Consider the following 16,940-nt stretch of genomic DNA (forward strand, 5'->3'; position numbering starts at 1 on the left):
GTTAGCTGACCCGCATCCTGCGGCCCCTCGATGGGCATAAGACGCGCTGGCGAAGCGGCATGTTTTCAGCCGCACAGCTGGAGTGGCTTATGACCCTAGGGCCTGGGCGCTGGAGTCTGGACAATAGGAAAAGAAAAGCTGGACCAGAGAATTCTACTCTCTGGTCCAGCTTTTTTGTTGGAATACTCTATATCGCATCTGCCCTCTTCGTATTGCCCTTCATGGCGATCAACAGCAAAATCAGCAGCAGCATCCCTGCAATCAACAGCAAAAAACTGAGTCCTCCTGAGTATTCAATAAACAATCCGCCCAGCGACGGTCCTGCCAGGCTGCCGATGCTAAAAGCGATGCCGCACAGTAAATTACCAGTGGGCAATAGATCTTTCGGCATTAAGTCCGCCATATAAGAAATGCCAAGCGAAAACGTAGATCCGACAAACATGCCGGCCAGTGCAAATAATCCGACAGTCAGCCAGGCATTAGATTCATAGAAGCTGGCGGTTGCAAATGTTGCCGCTCCTCCCGCTAAAATCAGCAACAACACTTTTCTTCTGCCAATCCGATCACTTAAATTCCCCAACGGCAATTGCGTTGCAATCGCACCTAGGGAAAAAGCAGCGAGCATGATGGAAACCATGCCTACTTCTATCGATTGCCGCAAAGCGTAGACTGGATAGATGGCATGGAGCGAGGCTTCCAAAAAACCATAGCCGAGCGGCGGCAGGAATGCGACCCATGCTATAATCAAAGCCGCTTTAAAGCGCCCCAATGTACCTTTCGCAGTCATACTGCCTCCTGAAAATTCCGGAAAATCGTTTTTTAACAGGAACACCAGCGACCAGGCGACCAGACACAGTAAGCCAGAGACGATAAACGGCAATGCTTCAAATACTTCCACCATCGGCACGAAAAGAGGGCCTGCCCCAAAACCAATGCTGAACGACATTCCATAAATGGCGATATTGCGCCCCAGCCGGTGCTGCGGCGACGTGCTGGTAATCCAGGTTTGAGTTGAAAAATGCAGCGCCTGGTCACCTATACCGATCAATATGCGCAGGACAAACCAAAACAAGACCGATTTCCACAGGGGAAAAAGCAAAAGGGACAGGATGACTAATCCCCCTCCCACTAAAATCAATGGCTTATAGCCAAACTTTCGCAGCTGCGGTTCCATAAATGGTGCAATTAATAAGGTTCCTACATACAAGCCGGTGGCACTCAAGCCATTCAATGCAGACGAGACGCCGTCCTGCTCAAAAATAACCGCAATCAGTGGCAGCAGCATCCCTTGCGAAAAACCGGATATGGAGACGATGGCCACCAAAATCCAAAAACGGCCACGTTCACTTTTCAAAAAACTTTTCATGATGCCTCCCCGAACAAGCACGTTCTTTTGTATTTAATAAGAATTCAGATACAATTCTAACATAAGGAGGCGTTAACAAATGAATTATTCAATGAACAAAAATGGCTTTACGGGGCATCTGCCTTTTGGCAAGCTCGAAATTTCAAGTAATGAAGAATATGGCTTTCGTCCATATCAACTACTGGTTTCCTCATTGGCAGTTTGCAGCGGCGGAGTGATGAGGAAAGTGCTTGATAAAATGAGAATGCCTGCTGAAGATATCCAAATCGAGGTTAAAGAGATTGTGCGCAATAAAGAAGAGGCAGACCGGGTTGAAAAAGTCCATTTGCATTTTATCATTGCGGGCAATATCAACAAAGAAAAAATGCCGCGTATTATGGAACTGACCCGAAAAAACTGTTCAATGGTGCAGTCTGTTCAGGATTCAATTGAAATCATTGAAACTTTCGAAATCCGTTAGCCATCATAAAAGGCTCATTCCGCATCTGATTTCAGATTTTGGATGAGCCTTTATGTTTTATATACAGTTAAGTTATCTTTCATAATCCCATTTTCGGTTAAGGCACCGATGAAATGCGCGAACCGCCTCCTTTGGAATTCCTGATGTTGTGGTTTGGTTTCGCTGATTCCCTTCGGCCTCCCCTCTCTGTTGAATAAGCCTACTTTAACACAAACTTTATATTAAGTAAATATTCTAAATAAATAAACTAGTAAAATAATTAGTTCTACCTATAGTTATTGAAATCGTCTCCATTATCCGTTACGATTAACATGCGAAATGAGGTGTATCCATTGGGGAAATCCATTACGAACAAAGAACAGCAGGTCTCTTATATGAAACAGCGCTTAAGCATGTTTTTAGAAGTATTAGATGCTATTGAACCGGAAAACACAGAACTTGAAGATATTGATCGCTTAATTGCGATGGTCGATGACTTAGATGACAAGATGAAGCAATTTCAGGATCGTCCAACTGAAGAGCAGTAAGCAGAAAATCCTTTGCCTATCCGGCAATGGATTTTTCTTTTGTTCTCTATTAAGACATTCCCTGCTCTCATAGTCTGGAGTAACCATGATAAAATAGAATAAATACAGAATATTTAAGCTCCTCTCCAAGATTTGCTAGCACTTTGTAGATTCTTTTCCTTCTGCAAATCCGCAATAATTCCAAGGAAGCCGGGTGGCACTTATGGTATTTTTAAAAACTCATATCGAATTAATTGCATCGATTTTTTCAGGAATTTTAATTGTGCTCGCCTTTACTTTGGAAACACAGCAATACTTCACTTATTCGGTTTTTACTTATTTGCTGGCATTCGGGATTGGCGGCTATGCGAAAGCGAAATACGGCATTCTGAAAACACTTGAAGACCGGCAGCTGAATGTTGAAATCTTGATGATTTTAGCAGCAGTCGGTTCTTCCATCATCGGCTACTGGACAGAAGGCGCTATCCTGATTTTCATCTTCTCTTTAAGCGGTGCCTTGGAAACCTATACGATGAACAAAAGCCGCAAAGAAATAACTTCCTTAATGGAACTCCAGCCTGAAGCTGCTTGGCTGCTTAAAGAAGGGCAGACGGTGCGTGTCCCAATCGAAGAACTGGCTACAGGGGATCTTATCGTCGTAAAGCCCGGAGAACGGATACCAGTGGACGGCGCTTTGCACATCGGCCAAAGCGCTGTAGATGAGTCTGCCATCAGCGGAGAAGCACTTCCTGTCTCAAAATATGAAAAAGATGAACTTTACGCAGGTACTGTGAATTTGTCTGGCGCCATCACCATGGTGATGACCAAGCCCAGCTCTGAAACCATGTTCCAAAAGATTATTGATCTCGTTCAATCGGCGCAAAGCGAGAAATCCCCTTCCCAGCAATTTATCGAGCGTTTTGAAAGCCGTTATGTAAAAGTGGTGCTCGCTACGTTTGTGCTTATGCTGTTTATGCCGCATTACCTTTTGGGCTGGGATTGGAATACAACCTTTTACCGCGCAATGGTTTTGCTGGTCGTAGCGTCACCTTGTGCGCTAGTTGCTTCCATCATGCCTGCCACGCTTGCCGCCATTTCCAATGGAGCTAAAAGCGGCATTATTTTCAAAGGCGGCATGCACCTCGAAAATTTGAGTGTGGTACGAGCTATCGCTTTTGATAAAACCGGCACATTGACGCGGGGCCAGCCGGAAGTCACAGATTTTGTCATTCGAAAAGGAGCAGATCCTCAACTTGCGATGGCGAAAATTGCCGGCATCGAATCTCAATCGAACCATCCGCTTGCCAAAGCCATCCATGATTTTATTGTCTCAAAAGGAATTGTTCCGCTGCAGAATTTGGCCATTGAAGATGTTCCCGGCAATGGTTTGAAAGCAACTATTGGCCGGGAGAAGTTTCTCGTCGGAAAGCCAAAGTTTGTAGATGAAAGCCTGGCAGAAGCATTTGAAAATGGTCTTTTGACTAAACTGGCCAATCAGGGGAAAACAGTCACATTTGTCCGTGATAATCACGGAATACTTGCTGCCATGGCCTTAAAGGATACGGTCCGTGATATTACCAAATCAACAATTGAAGAATTGCAAAAATCAGGCATTTACTGCATCATGCTGACGGGTGATAACCGCAAGACAGCAGCCGTGATTGCCAAAGAAACAGGCGTTAATGATTACATTGCTGAATGTCTGCCGGCTGACAAAGTAAATGAGCTGAAAAAACTATTGGAAAAGTATAAGTATGTGGCCATGACAGGCGATGGCATAAATGATGCACCTGCCCTGGCAACTGCAACGACAGGCATCGCAATGGGTGCTGGAACCGATATTGCTTTAGAGACTGCCGACGTCATCCTCATGAAAAATGATTTGTCGCGTATTGCCTATTCAATCCGCCTGTCCCGTAAAATGCAGCGCATTGTGAAGCAGAATATCTTTTTTTCTGTTTCGATTATCATCCTCTTGATTATTTCCAACTTTTTTCAAGCCATCACGCTGCCCATTGGCGTCATTGGACACGAAGGCAGCACAATTTTAGTCATCTTAAACGGCTTGCGCATGCTAAACCGGCACGTATAGAAAAAGGCATCCTGAATGGTAATCATTCAGGATGCCTTCTTTTATTGAAATGCCGGCGTTCATTCATCACGGCATTAATTTGTCCACCAATTATCAATAGCATGGCGGAGATATAAAGCCATAGCATCAGGATGATAACACCGCCGATACTGCCATAAGTGGCTGAAAAGTTACCGAAATTGCTAATGTAGATGGAAAACAAATAGGAAGTCACTATCCAGCCAATGGCTGCAAATGCGGCGCCTCCCAGAACGCTCAGAATGTTCATCTTTACATTTGGGGCTAGCCAGTAGATGATGGCGCAAGCGACAAATGTGATGACTGCTGGGATGGTAAAGCGAATTGAACTCCACAAAGTCAGAAATCCTGCTTCCAAACCCAGGAATGAAAATATCAATAACCCAAGCTGCTCACCAAAAACAGGCAATGCCAAAGCTACAATCAAAATAAAAATTAACAGGATGGTCATCAAAATCGACATTCCCCGAGCTATGAGAAGCGGGCGATTTTCTGTTACTTTGTAAGAAAGATTCAAAGACTTGATCAAGGCGTCCATACCAAGGCTTGCCGACCAAATCGTCGCTAAAATACCAAATGACAACAATCCAGTGTTTTGACTGGTTAAAATTTCTGCCAAAGTACTTTCAATCAGTACATAGACTTCTGCTGGAACAACTTCTTCCATGAAACTATAAATTTGATCTTGCGATAGAGATAAATACGGCAACAGGGTTACCAGGAAAATCAGCAAAGGAAAAATTGACAAGAGGAAAAAAAACGCCAACTGTGCTCCAAGTCCTGGCACGTCGACGTCTTTAATCCGCTGAAACAACTCTTTCAAAAAACCTTTTCCCGTTGTCACATCATAACTGACTGCATGCTCACGGTCTTGGTCCTTTTGCTGTCCTGCAGGTTTTGAGGGAGTAATCGGCTTATGACCGATTCCCAGAATTTGAATTGTTGCCAGACTGATTGCTTTTCCCAGCATTGTTATTAGATGTTGATGAATTGTTGCTCGATGATTTGTTGCTTGATGATGAGTTGTTATTTGATGATGAATTATTGCTTGATGATGAGCTGTTGTTCGATGTTGAAGAAGAATCTTTATCATCTGTCAACGAAGAAGTTGGAGACGGGTTGTCTTCTTTAACTGCTGAGATGACATCATCCTTCGTTTCTACAACTGCCTTTTTAGTGTCCATAAATGCTTCTTTTGTTTCTAATGCCATTTCTTTCACTTGCGGAGTCATATCTTTCAACTCATTTACTTTGCTGCCCACGTAAGAAGCATCTTCAGAGATACGTGAATACAGATTTTGTGCTCTTTCAGCTTGTTGCTGGAAAGCCTGCACTAATTCATCTCTATTTGAAGCATAGTATTTTGCACTGCTGCTTGCTTTTTTCGATTTGTTCACAACATCGTTTCTCGTGTTTTTATCAAGTAGTGAGACAATAATCCCCACTGCTGCTCCTACTAGTAAACCTGTCATTAATTTGTTTTGGCTCATCCTAAATTCCTCCCAATATAAAATAAGATTTTCACATCTGTTAGGAATTTTCCCTAATCTTTGAAATTCTAAACACTTATGCATAAGTTATTTTTTAAAAATAACTTGACTATATTGAAAAAATTTCGGAATATTATGCTTACGGGAGGTTTTAAAGAAAGGAAAGTTAAGAAAAGGAGGAGAAACAATGGCACAGATCGAAGAACTATTGGGCACTATCAGCGGTTACGTATGGGGACCGCCTTTATTGATTTTATTAGTAGGTACTGGAATTTTCTTAACTGTCCGACTCGGCGTTCTGCAGGTCCGTCTATTGCCTTACGCCTTGAAATTGGTTTTCACTAAAAATACGGATACAACTTCTAAAGGGGATATCAGTCATTTCCAGGCTCTTTCCACCGCAATGGCGGCGACGGTCGGAACCGGTAATATAGTCGGTGTCGCAACAGCGGTCATTCTAGGTGGACCGGGTGCTGTTTTCTGGATGTGGTTTTCTGCATTTTTCGGAATGGCCACTAAATATGGTGAAGCTGTGCTTGCAGTCAAATACCGTGTAGTCGATGCCAGAGGCCAAATGGCTGGCGGACCGATGTACTATCTTGAGCATGGATTGAAACAGAAATGGCTTGCTGTCATGTTCGCTGTTTTTGGTGCGATTGCCGCCTTTGGAATTGGAAACGGTACTCAATCAAACTCCGTAGCGTCAGTTGTTCGTGATACTTTCAGCGTTCCGACATGGGTTACCGGAATTATTTTAACTATCTTCACAGCATTGGTATTGCTTGGCGGCATTAAGAGTATCGGCCGCGTCACTTCATACTTTGTTCCTTTCATGGCGCTTTTCTACATAATCGCTGGAATTATTATTATGATCTTCAATATGGAGCTGATTCCTGGAGCGTTTGCTACAATCTTCAGTGCGGCGTTTACTGGTGAAGCTGCAGTCGGTGGTGCTATTGGTGCCGCTATCCGCTATGGTGTGGCACGAGGCGTATTCTCCAACGAAGCAGGGCTTGGATCTGCTCCGATTGCTGCCGCTGCCGCTATCACGGATCTTCCTGGTCGCCAGGCATTGGTCTCCATGACACAGGTGTTTTTCGATACCATCATCATCTGTTCAATTACAGGTGTCACAATCGTTATGTCAGGTCTTTATACAGACAAATCTTTAGAAGGTGCAGCATTGACAACAGCCGCTTTTGAACAATTCCTCGGCGGCGCAGGCCCAATTGTTGTAGCCATTGGATTGATTTTCTTTGCCTCCTCTACGATTATCGGTTGGTCTTACTACGGAGAGAAATGTTTCCAGTACTTGTTTAAAAACCCGGCTTTGCTTGTCGTTTACCGCATCGCTTTCGTATTGATGGTGTTTGTCGGTGCAACCGTTTCTCTAGATGTTGTTTGGACATTCTCTGATGTTATGAACGGTCTGATGGCGTTCCCGAACTTGATCGGACTCCTTGGTTTGTCCGGTGTCATTGTTTACGAGACAAAGCGCATCATCGCCAAAATCAAAGAAGAAAAAGAAGCCGAACGCGCTGGCAATTGACATTGCATTTGAATAATGAAATGATAAAGCATATCCACCTGAAAGGCAGGAACTTATCATGGACTTATCAAAACCATCTCCAGAAAATGTCAGCTATATGATTGAAGAAATAAAAGCGAAATTGCGCATGGTTAATGTCGACGCAATGAAAGCTGAACATTTCAACGCATCACAGTACGAAGACTTGCATGAACTGTATGAAATGGTCTCAACACGTGACAAGTTCAGTACAAGTGAAATGCAGGCCATCGCAACGGAACTTGGTTCTTTGCGCAAATAAGACAAATTGAAATGCCCTGAAGGAATTTTTCTTCAGGGCATTTTTTTGCTGAGTCGAATATTTTCACTTTGTTTCTTAACGGTCGCCTTAGCTTTTATTTGTCCAGCTTCGGCGTCTAGTCTCTCGAGTCGCTTCGGCATTTCTTTGTCCAGCTTCAGAAGCCAGGTTCTCGGGTCATAAGCCAACCCGTCTGTGCGACTAAAACACGTCGCTTCGCCGGTCTGTCTTATGCCTGTCAAACCTTAACGGCTTCTTCAGCTTTTCTCTGTCCAGCTTCAGAAGCCAGGTTCTCGGGTCATAAGCAGCACTACCTGTGCGGCAAAATACGCCGCTTCGGAAGTGCTGCTTATGTCTGTCGGAGCAAAACGATCGCCTCAGCTTTTCTTTTCATACTGAACAATATACCAGCCGCCTTCTTTTATGACGGTTTGGAGGCTGAGCAATTCGAGTCCTGCATGTTTTCCCCACTGGGCTAACTCTTGGCGCGTAGGCAGGCGGTAGAGGTTGTCGAATGATGAGAAGAAGCTGTTGAATACATTGGCGAATGGTGTGCTATCGCTATCTCCAGCAATCGGCGTCACCACCGAAAGAATTCCCTCTTCTTTTATCCAGCTGGACAGTTCAGTGAAGAGATCCTGGCGTTTTTCGAGGTCGATATAGTGGATGACGTTGTTCATCATGACCATTCCTTGCAGTTGGACAGGTTTATATTTCCATAGATCAGCATTTTCAATGGAAACGTTCTGATTATCTCTTGTCAGGCTTTTCGCAACTTCGGTTACAGCAGGGCTAATCTCAATTCCGGTGAAATGCGTATTCGGAAAACGTTCAGCCAACTTCTTGATATAACCGCCTTCTCCACAGCCGATATCCAATACGGTATCAACATCTTTCCCTTTTAGGCGCCTGGACATCTTCGGCAATGCCAGCACTTCCAACAAACGGCTCGTTTCAGCAACGGTTGGTGCATGCTTTTCTTCATCGAAATGCAGACGTTCCTGTTTGCGCATCATCTCCGGATAACTCAATAATGTCGGAATGTGCAGCTCCATCATTTCCTTCAGCAGCACTCCGGAAGAATTATTGCCTTTCGGTTTCGGCAGTTTCCAAGCGTTCCATGTTTTGTAGCGATCTCTTCCTGCTTCTTTCAAATGGCCAATCGACACCCCGACATTCACCCATTGGTTCAGCAGATCTTCGTCCAATTGCAGAGCATCTGCTACATCAAATTTCGTTACCGGGCGTTCGAAGGCTTTAAATAAATCCAATTCGTAGCCCACATATGCGTGCCAGCTGTATAAAAAAGGTTCATTTCGTTTCATGTACATTCTTGCTTTAAACATCTTCATGACATCGATCATGTGAGTCCCTCCGCTTTCCATGGATAATCTTCTTCCGGTGTATAATATTTCATTTCTTTTGTGTCATCCGTCAGATCTTTCATGCGGACAGGCATAATGCCTCCTTGGATAAAACGGTCACGGAAATTCTCCTTCCACATGCCAAGACCCGAAACGTTCAACATCTGCTTAAAATGGAGAATTGGATCTTCCTCCATGCGCTCAAATGTCCGCTGGCGTATATAGCTCACCGGTTTGAACGGGAACGAGTAGGCAAGCGCCGCCAAATGGCTTAGTTGAATTACATGGTCTGCACGCTTGTAGCGCACAGTTTCGTACCACTTTAAATTACTGGCATCCATTTTTCCTTGTTTGAACATATCTGCCGCCAATTCACCCAGAATATCAGCATCCTGAATGGCCATATTCATTCCTTCTCCTGCCATCGGATGGACAGCGTGGCAGGCATCGCCAATAATTGCCTTGTTGCCGCTTACGTAGGAGTTGGCATGATACATGACGGGAATCATCAATTGGATTTTTTTCCAATCCGTCAATCGCTGGACATACCCATCCACCGCAGGTGCCAAATCGGTATACAATTTATGAAAGTGGGTGATCGGCTTTTCTTTCAGCTGCTTGTAATCCCCAGGCGGAATCAAATACACGCTGCGCACTTGATCGTCAGGCAGCGGAAAAAGTCCTAAAAAGCGATTGTAGGTGGAAATGATTTTCCCATCTGTAAAACTTTCGGAACGCGGAAACGTCACTGTCAGAAAATGATGATTATAGGTGGTCTGCTTAACTTCGATTTCCATCGCTTTTCGCGTCACTGAAGACCTGCCTTCGGCACCAAAGAAAAACTGCGCCTCTACTTCGAATTTCTCTGTCCCTTTTTGAAGCAAGGCTGTTCTTTCTCCGTAGCCTTTGCAGGAAGTACCTTTTAAATAATGAAAGTTCTCATATTCTGAAGCTGCTTTTAAAATAACGGATTTCAATTCTTCGTGGTGCATCATGTATGCTGCATTATACTTGCCCGGCAGCACACTGTAATCCATGAATGCCTGGTCTTTCACTTGCAGGGTGCTTGAAAGTTCAAGCATATCCAGTACTTTAATTTCATTTGAACGATCACATATTTGTTCGTACAGTCCGAGGCCATCAAATATCTGCATACTTTTTGGTTGCAGAAGCTCTCCCTTGTAAGTAGGAGCTTTAACAGCCATTCGTTCGGCGAGAACCACATCGATTCCGCGCTGCACCAATTTCAATGCCAGCGTTAATCCACCGATTCCACCCCCGCCGATGAATACGTCAGTTTTCATCTGCTTCATCCCCTTCTCTCTCCTTACCCTACCTCTAGGAGACTGAAAACCCATTAAACCTCTTCAACAAAAAAAGAAGCCCATGGATGGACTTCTTTTCACAAATTATTCTTAAAGTTGGTTATAGGCTGCAGCGAGCTGAGCTCCGACTTTCGCATTATGCTTAACCAGTTCGATATTGGCGACCAGGCTTTTCCCTTCAGTCAGCTCTTTGACTTTACCTAAAAGGAATGGCGTCACTTCTTTTCCTGAAATGCCATTGTCATTCGCTTCAGCCATTGCTTGAGCGATGATGCCATTGATAAACGATTCCTCCAAAGCATGTTCTGCTGGAATCGGATTGGCGATAACTGCTCCGCCTTTTATTCCCAGATCCCATTTTGCTTTTAGCACTTTGGCGAGCTCGGCTGAGTCGTCGCTGCGGAACGTCAGGTCAAAACCGCTTGAACGGGTATAGAATGCCGGCATTTCATCTGTTTGGAACCCTATGACGGGTACACCCTTTGTCTCTAAGTATTCCAATGTCAGGCCGATATCCAAAATCGACTTCGCTCCTGCACAAACGACTGCGACTCCAGTGTTTGAAAGTTCTTCCAAATCAGCTGAGATATCCATCGTTGTCTCAGCCCCCCTGTGCACTCCGCCGATTCCGCCAGTAGCGAAAACACGAATGCCTGCAAGCTCTGCGCAAATCATCGTTGCCGCTACTGTTGTTGCTCCGATTTTTTTCGTAGCGATCAATTGGCCGATGTCTCTTCTCGATACTTTGGAAACGCCTGGGCTGTTGCCGAGCAACTCCAATTCTTCTTCAGACAAACCGATCTTGATCTTGCCGTCCATAATTGCAATGGTTGCAGGAACTGCTCCATTGTCACGGATGATCTGCTCTACCATGCGGGCCGTTTCAACATTCTGCGGATAAGGCATGCCATGCGAAATGATGGTTGATTCGAGCGCCACGATTGGTTTTTTTCCCTCTATTGCCTGTTGTACTTCAGTTGAATAAGAAATCATTGATGTCATTGTAATTCCTCCAGTTCTTTTTGTAGTTGTGCAGCGTTTAATTCAAGACGCACTGTCGCATTGCTTTCCAATGTTTTGGCTGCATTGACCATAGCCGTTTGAATAGTTAACTCAAATTCCTGGCCATCCATCACGCTGTGAATGATAGCACTGGAAAATGCATCTCCAGCTCCAGTTACATCCGCAACCTGTTCGATTGGCATGGAGTGGTAATGGCGGATGCCATCAGAATTTCCAGCTACTGCTCCATCTTTTCCGCCTGTGATCACCACAGCTTCTGCTCCCCGTGCCAAGAGCTGCTCAGCAGCCTGATGCCAGCTATCCAGTGAATCAATAGACCGCTGCAAATATTTGCTTGCTTCATCTCTGTTCAGGATCAGCCAGCTTATGCCCGCCAAATTATCGCTCAACCGCTCCATTTTTGGAGCAGATACTGGAATAACTGCCAGTGGAATGTTATTGATCAAAGCCAGTCGCCGAACATACTCCAGCGTTTCCAACGGACTGTTTAAATCGATGACGAGAAAAGCAGCCGACAATAGGACACTTTCATTTTTAGCCACATATTCCGGGGTCAGGGAATCATAAATTTTCATGTCCGCCATGGCCAGCAGCATTTCGCCATCCGGTTCCAAAATGGCTGTATATGTCCCTGTCGACAGCCCATCCATGGCTTTTGTCAATTCAGTCGACATAAAAGAGCTCGAAGCCGCCTCAATTAAATTCCATTCCGGATCATTACCGACAATTGACAGGAGTTTGACGGACCGGCCAAGCCGTCCCAAATTCTCCGCAACGTTTCTGGCGACTCCCCCGACACTGCCGGAAACCGATGCGGGATTCGAGGTTCCCATCTGAGCAGGCTGGTCCATCAGGAATTTCCGGTCGACATTGGCGCCGCCGATGCAAATGACCGTTTTTTCTTCCGGCAATACATAAGCACGTCCCAAAATCTTTCCTTGACGCATCAGATTTGAGATAAAGTTGGCAAGCGATGGCCTGGACATATTCAAGTGTTCCGCCATTTCCTGTTGGGATAAATAAGGGTTGCGGCGGATCAATTCCAGTACTTCCACTTCTTTCTGATTCATTTCAACACCTCCGTTCAAACATTTGTTTAAATCATAAACTTTTATAACGAAAAAGGCAAGGGAAATATTATTTCGAATATCGTTATAAAACATTGCAGGGGGTGACTGAAAATTGCTACTATAGAAGAGATGAGAGGAGAGATTTATTTGACATCTTTTAATGAAAAGTTAACCCGCTATGCTGAACTGGCTGTAAAAGTGGGAGTAAATATTCAACCTGGCCAGCAGCTTTATATTGCTGCTGCAATTGAGGCTGCACCACTGGTTCGTTTGATTACTAAAAAAGCTTACGAAACAGGAGCTAAACAAGTGTATGTCGACTGGAACGACGATGCTATTTCACGTCTGCGCTTTGAAATGGCGCCAGAAGATTCGTTTTCAGACTATCCGGCCTGGAAAGTACAGGAACGAGAGCAATTGGCTGACCAAGGGGCTGCTTTTATCAGTGTCGTATCTCAAAGCCCGGACCTTTTAGCCGGAATCGACTCGAAACGCATTGCTGCTTTCCAAAAAGCGACTGGGCAGGCATTGAGCAAATACCGCCAATACGTCCAATCGGATAAAATCAGCTGGACTGTTATTGCAGCTCCTTCCCAAAAATGGGCTGCGAAAGTCTTTCCGGATGTACCGGCAGAGCAACAAGTCGATACGTTATGGGATGCGATTTTTAAAGCAGTGCGTGCAGATCTCGACCAGCCGATCGAGGCATGGAGTGAGCATGACCAGTTGCTTCATACAAAGGTCGATTATTTGAACGGCAAGAAATACGCCAAACTTCATTACACATCACCGAAAACTGATTTGGAAGTCGCTCTTCCAGAAGGCCACCTATGGTGTGGAGCCGGATCAATCAATGAAAAAGGTGATGCTTTCATGGCGAACATGCCAACTGAGGAAGTTTTCACAGTACCGCATAAAACGGGTGTAAACGGCTATGTCTCCAGTACGAAGCCATTGAGCTATGGAGGCAACATCATTGACGATTTTAAAGTTACCTTCAAAGACGGTAAAATTGTTGACGTGACAGCTGCACAAGGCGAAGACGTCCTGAAACAACTGGTTGCAACCGACGAAGGATCGCATTTCCTTGGCGAAGTGGCATTGGTTCCCCACCAGTCACCGATTTCTGATTCGAATATTTTATTCTATAACACCCTGTTCGATGAAAATGCATCAAACCATTTTGCCATCGGAAGCGCTTACGCATTCTGTATTGAAGGCGGAAAGACGATGTCTCAGGAAGAGTTGTTGAAAAACGGCTTGAACCAAAGCATCACGCATGTTGATTTCATGGTCGGCTCTTCAGAAATGGACATTGACGGAATCATGGAAGACGGATCGCGCGAGGCAATTTTCCGCGGCGGCAACTGGGCATTTTAAGTATCGATAATTCGACACTTATTTTTTCCGCTAAAATCATGTATACTTAACATTGATAATTACAGATTAGAGAGGAGTTATCATTATGTTTTATGGCATTACTGTCACACTCGGCTTTATGGTCGTAATTTTCCTGTTTTTCTTTACGCTTCTACACTTTCTTGGGAAAGAGCTGCATCCGCACGACGCAGAGCATGTAGACCCTATTCCTGAAAAAAAATACTAAGCGACTAAAACCGGCTTCTTCATTGAAGCCGGTTTTTATGTTCCCTGCTCCAGAAGCCATACAAAAAATAAATGTTTTATCCATTTCTATGCGCTTTAGGTCCCTTCGGCTCTTTCACTTACCCTTTGGCAATGGTAAAATCCGTACTAGTTAGCGTCTTTATTCATAGGAGGAATTTATATATGTTTTCTGCAATAGATATCGGTATCGATTTAGGAACTGCAAATATATTAGTTTATACAAAAGCAAAAGGCATCATCATAAACGAGCCTTCTGTCGTAGCATTGGATGCGAAAACACGGGCAGTGCTGGCAGTTGGAGATGAAGCAAAAGCTATGCTCGGCAAAGCTCCCGATTCCATCCTGGTTATCCGCCCCTTAAAAGACGGAGTCATTGCAGACTTCGATGTCACCAGAGACCTTTTGAAAATCATCATGCAAAGAGCAGCAAAACAGCTCGGCAGTGCTTACCGAAAACCCAATGTTATGGTTTGTACACCTTCTGGGGCTACGACAGTAGAACGCCGCGCTATCCACGATGCGGTAAAGCAAAGCGGTGCTAAAACTGTTCACTTGATCGAAGAAACCGTAGCGGCCGCTATTGGAGCAGATCTGCCCATAAGCGAACCGGTCGCAAGCGTCATTGTGGATATAGGGGGCGGCACTACAGAAGTCGGCATCATCTCATTTGGCGGAGTGGTTTCTTCAAACACTGTCAAAGTGGCCGGCGACCGCATGGATGAAGACATTATCCAATATGTCCGCAAGCATTATAATATCCTGATCGGCGAACGCACTGCCGAAAATATCAAAAAGGAAATCGGCTATGCGCCAGTTCCCCATGAAGTGGAGCATATGGAAATCCGAGGTCGTGATATCATGAGCGGCTTGCCGAAAACCATCACATTAAGTTCTCTTGAGACCCAGGAAGCGCTAAAGGAATCATTGTCCGCAATTTTAGAATGCATCCGAGCTACCTTGGAAAATTGCCCGGCTGAACTGTCCGGTGACATGGTTGACCAGGGAGTCGTCATTTCGGGAGGCGGCGCCTTGCTGAAAGGCATGCAGGAATGGCTGTCGAAAGAAATTTCAGTCCCAGTCCATATTGCCCCGCAGCCTCTCGAATCGGTTGCGATCGGAACAGGCCTGTCACTAGGCATGATTAAGCAATTAGAGAAAATGTCCCGGTAACAAAGAAATGCGGAAGCAGCCGTTTAGCCCCGACAAGCGCTGGAAGCCTTACCGGTAATGGCGGTCTTCGCCATTGCTGGTAAGGCTGAAGCGACTCGAGGGGCTGACTGCTGGAGCTGGACAACAAGAAATGCGCAAGCGCCCATGTAGATTCGACGGGCATAAGACGCTCGGGCTGTGCGGCGTTCTTCAGCCGCACAGCCAGAGTGACTTATGACCCTAGAATCTGGGCGCTGGAGCTGGACACAAAGAAATGCGGAAGCAGCCGTTTAGCCCCGACAAGCGCTGGAAGCCTTACCGGTAATGGCGGTTTTCGCCATTGCTGGTAAGGCTGAAGCGACTCGAGGGGCTGGCTGCTGGAGCTGGACAACAAGAAATGCGCAAGTGCCCGGTTAGCTCTGACAGGCATAAGACGGACCAGCGAAGTGGCGCTTTTTGCCGCACAGCACGAAAAGTGAAAGTGCCTGTTCAGCTCTGACAGGTGTAAGACGATCTGGCGAAGCGGCGTGTATTCAGCCGCATAGCCAGAGTGGCTTACATCCCGAAGAGCTAGGCACTGCAACTGGACACCAGGGCTGGCTTATGACCCGAAGAGCTGGGCACTGGAGCGGGACACAAAGAAAAGCGCAAGCAGCCGTTTAGCCCCGACAAGCGCTGGAAGCCTTACCGGTAATGGCGGTCTTCGCCATTGCTGGTAAGGCTGAAGCGACTCGAGGGGCTGGCTGCTGGAACTGGACAACAAGAAAAGCGCAAGCGCCATGCAACTCCAATTTGTGCCACAAGAAAATAGACAATAAAAGAAAACTGAAGACATGACGAGATAATCGCATTGTCTTCAGTTTTACAGTTGTAGAAACTTGCTGCATGAGAACCATCAATATATATTCGTTTCCTATAAAAAGCATCGTGTTATCAAAAAACACTTCCGAGGAATGACTTTTCCCCTAATTTTCTTTGTAGCTATCATTTCCATTCGTCTTTTTCAGAAATTTGGATTAAACTTAAAAGGTATCACTCAATAAGGGGGAAGCATAATGGCTTTATTAGATGAAATTCTGGAGTATAACGAAGAGTTTGTGAAGGAAAAGCGTTATGAAGAGTTTATGACCACCAAATTTCCTGACAAGAAAGTTGTTATATTGACATGCATGGATACGCGCCTGTTTGAAATGCTGCCAAAAGCGATGAATTTTAAAAACGGCGACATTAAAATCGTCAAAAGCGCCGGGGCTGTCATCAACCACCCATTCGGCGGCATCATGCGCAGCCTGCTTGTTGCTGTGTACGAGTTGAATGCAGATGAAATCTACATTATCGGACACCACGATTGTGGCATGGCTTCCATTAATCCTGAAAAAATGCTGGAAAAGATGAAACATCGGGGCGTAGATGAAAAGACCATTGATATGATGGAGTATTCCGGAGTGGATTTGAAAGGCTGGCTCCGCGGATTTGATGATGTGACGGAAAGCGTCGCCCACAGCGTCAATATGGTCCGCAACCACCCTCTGCTCGACACCACGGTTCCTGTTCATGGCCTGGTCATCGACCCGACCACAGGCAAACTGGATGTTGTCGTTAACGGAAACAAAAACCGCTGAGAA

Annotated in this window: 16 protein-coding genes; 9 read left to right on the forward strand and 7 right to left on the reverse strand. The window is 45.3% G+C overall.

Translation table 11 applies throughout. The features are described from left to right. Positions 1-187 precede the first annotated feature (187 nt). Complete coding sequence (locus QOZ98_RS16995) at positions 188-1,366, reverse strand: MFS transporter (RefSeq protein WP_308788496.1); 1,179 nt, start codon at positions 1,364-1,366, stop codon at positions 188-190. Positions 1,367-1,445: 79 nt separating this feature from the next. Between QOZ98_RS16995 and QOZ98_RS17000 the strand changes: the two genes are divergently transcribed. The 3 genes from QOZ98_RS17000 (at position 1,446) to QOZ98_RS17010 (ending at position 4,424) form a co-directional block, all read left to right on the forward strand. Then, positions 1,446-1,826 carry an OsmC family protein gene (locus tag QOZ98_RS17000; protein WP_308788497.1) on the forward strand — a complete coding sequence of 127 codons (381 nt, stop codon included), beginning with the start codon at positions 1,446-1,448 and terminating at the stop codon, positions 1,824-1,826. 332 nt (positions 1,827-2,158) lie between these two features. Continuing rightward, on the forward strand, positions 2,159-2,353 hold the full coding sequence (locus QOZ98_RS17005; protein ID WP_308788498.1) for an SE1561 family protein: 195 nt from the start codon (positions 2,159-2,161) through the stop codon (positions 2,351-2,353). A gap of 202 nt (positions 2,354-2,555) precedes the next feature. Next, positions 2,556-4,424: a heavy metal translocating P-type ATPase gene (locus QOZ98_RS17010; RefSeq protein WP_308788499.1), complete on the forward strand. Its 1,869-nt coding sequence runs from the start codon at positions 2,556-2,558 to the stop codon at positions 4,422-4,424. Positions 4,425-4,446: 22 nt separating this feature from the next. On the opposite strand, the gene QOZ98_RS17015 is transcribed toward QOZ98_RS17010, so the two are convergent. Next, positions 4,447-5,412, reverse strand: a complete 966-nt coding sequence (locus tag QOZ98_RS17015) for a YihY/virulence factor BrkB family protein (protein ID WP_308788500.1) — start codon at positions 5,410-5,412, stop codon at positions 4,447-4,449. Beyond that, on the reverse strand, positions 5,357-5,932 hold the full coding sequence (locus QOZ98_RS17020) for a YtxH domain-containing protein (RefSeq protein ID WP_308788501.1): 576 nt from the start codon (positions 5,930-5,932) through the stop codon (positions 5,357-5,359). Before QOZ98_RS17020 ends, QOZ98_RS17015 begins: the two co-directional genes overlap by 56 nt. 187 nt (positions 5,933-6,119) lie before the next feature. Between QOZ98_RS17020 and QOZ98_RS17025 the strand changes: the two genes are divergently transcribed. Continuing rightward, the gene (locus tag QOZ98_RS17025; RefSeq protein WP_308788502.1) at positions 6,120-7,481 is read left to right on the forward strand and encodes an alanine/glycine:cation symporter family protein; all 1,362 of its coding nucleotides are present in this window, start codon (positions 6,120-6,122) and stop codon (positions 7,479-7,481) included. A 58-nt stretch (positions 7,482-7,539) separates the two neighbouring features. Then, positions 7,540-7,761 (forward strand): DUF1128 domain-containing protein, encoded by a 222-nt coding sequence (locus tag QOZ98_RS17030; RefSeq protein WP_142829829.1) that lies wholly within the window; start codon positions 7,540-7,542, stop codon positions 7,759-7,761. Between the two features lie 374 nt (positions 7,762-8,135). Here QOZ98_RS17030 and QOZ98_RS17035 read toward each other — a convergent pair whose 3' ends face one another. The 4 genes from QOZ98_RS17035 to QOZ98_RS17050 form a co-directional block, all read right to left on the reverse strand. Next, a complete protein-coding gene (locus tag QOZ98_RS17035; RefSeq protein WP_308788503.1) occupies positions 8,136-9,122 on the reverse strand; it encodes a class I SAM-dependent methyltransferase in 987 nt (328 codons plus the stop codon). Then, a complete protein-coding gene (locus QOZ98_RS17040) occupies positions 9,119-10,426 on the reverse strand; it encodes an FAD-dependent oxidoreductase (RefSeq protein ID WP_308788544.1) in 1,308 nt (435 codons plus the stop codon). The genes QOZ98_RS17035 and QOZ98_RS17040 overlap by 4 nt, the downstream gene beginning before the upstream one ends. Before the next feature lie 111 nt (positions 10,427-10,537). Continuing rightward, positions 10,538-11,449 carry a pseudouridine-5'-phosphate glycosidase gene (locus QOZ98_RS17045; protein WP_308788504.1) on the reverse strand — a complete coding sequence of 304 codons (912 nt, stop codon included), beginning with the start codon at positions 11,447-11,449 and terminating at the stop codon, positions 10,538-10,540. Beyond that, positions 11,446-12,540 carry a carbohydrate kinase gene (locus QOZ98_RS17050; protein ID WP_308788505.1) on the reverse strand — a complete coding sequence of 365 codons (1,095 nt, stop codon included), beginning with the start codon at positions 12,538-12,540 and terminating at the stop codon, positions 11,446-11,448. The genes QOZ98_RS17045 and QOZ98_RS17050 overlap by 4 nt, the downstream gene beginning before the upstream one ends. Before the next feature lie 147 nt (positions 12,541-12,687). Here QOZ98_RS17050 and QOZ98_RS17055 point away from each other — a divergent pair, with 147 nt between their 5' ends. The 4 genes from QOZ98_RS17055 to QOZ98_RS17070 all read left to right on the forward strand — a co-directional run bounded on the left by QOZ98_RS17055 (position 12,688) and on the right by QOZ98_RS17070 (position 16,937). Then, complete coding sequence (locus QOZ98_RS17055; protein ID WP_308788506.1) at positions 12,688-13,920, forward strand: aminopeptidase; 1,233 nt, start codon at positions 12,688-12,690, stop codon at positions 13,918-13,920. 85 nt (positions 13,921-14,005) lie between these two features. Further along, positions 14,006-14,146, forward strand: a complete 141-nt coding sequence (locus QOZ98_RS17060; protein WP_185960109.1) for a hypothetical protein — start codon at positions 14,006-14,008, stop codon at positions 14,144-14,146. Positions 14,147-14,328: 182 nt separating this feature from the next. Continuing rightward, entirely contained in the window at positions 14,329-15,336 is a 1,008-nt protein-coding gene (gene mreBH / locus QOZ98_RS17065; RefSeq protein ID WP_308788507.1) for a rod-share determining protein MreBH, read from the forward strand. Positions 15,337-16,370: 1,034 nt separating this feature from the next. Then, positions 16,371-16,937, forward strand: a complete 567-nt coding sequence (locus QOZ98_RS17070) for a beta-class carbonic anhydrase (RefSeq protein WP_142829844.1) — start codon at positions 16,371-16,373, stop codon at positions 16,935-16,937. Positions 16,938-16,940 lie beyond the last annotated feature (3 nt).

The sequence above is a fragment of the Planomicrobium stackebrandtii genome, assembly GCF_030814955.1.
GTDB lineage: Bacteria > Bacillota > Bacilli > Bacillales_A > Planococcaceae > Planococcus > Planococcus stackebrandtii.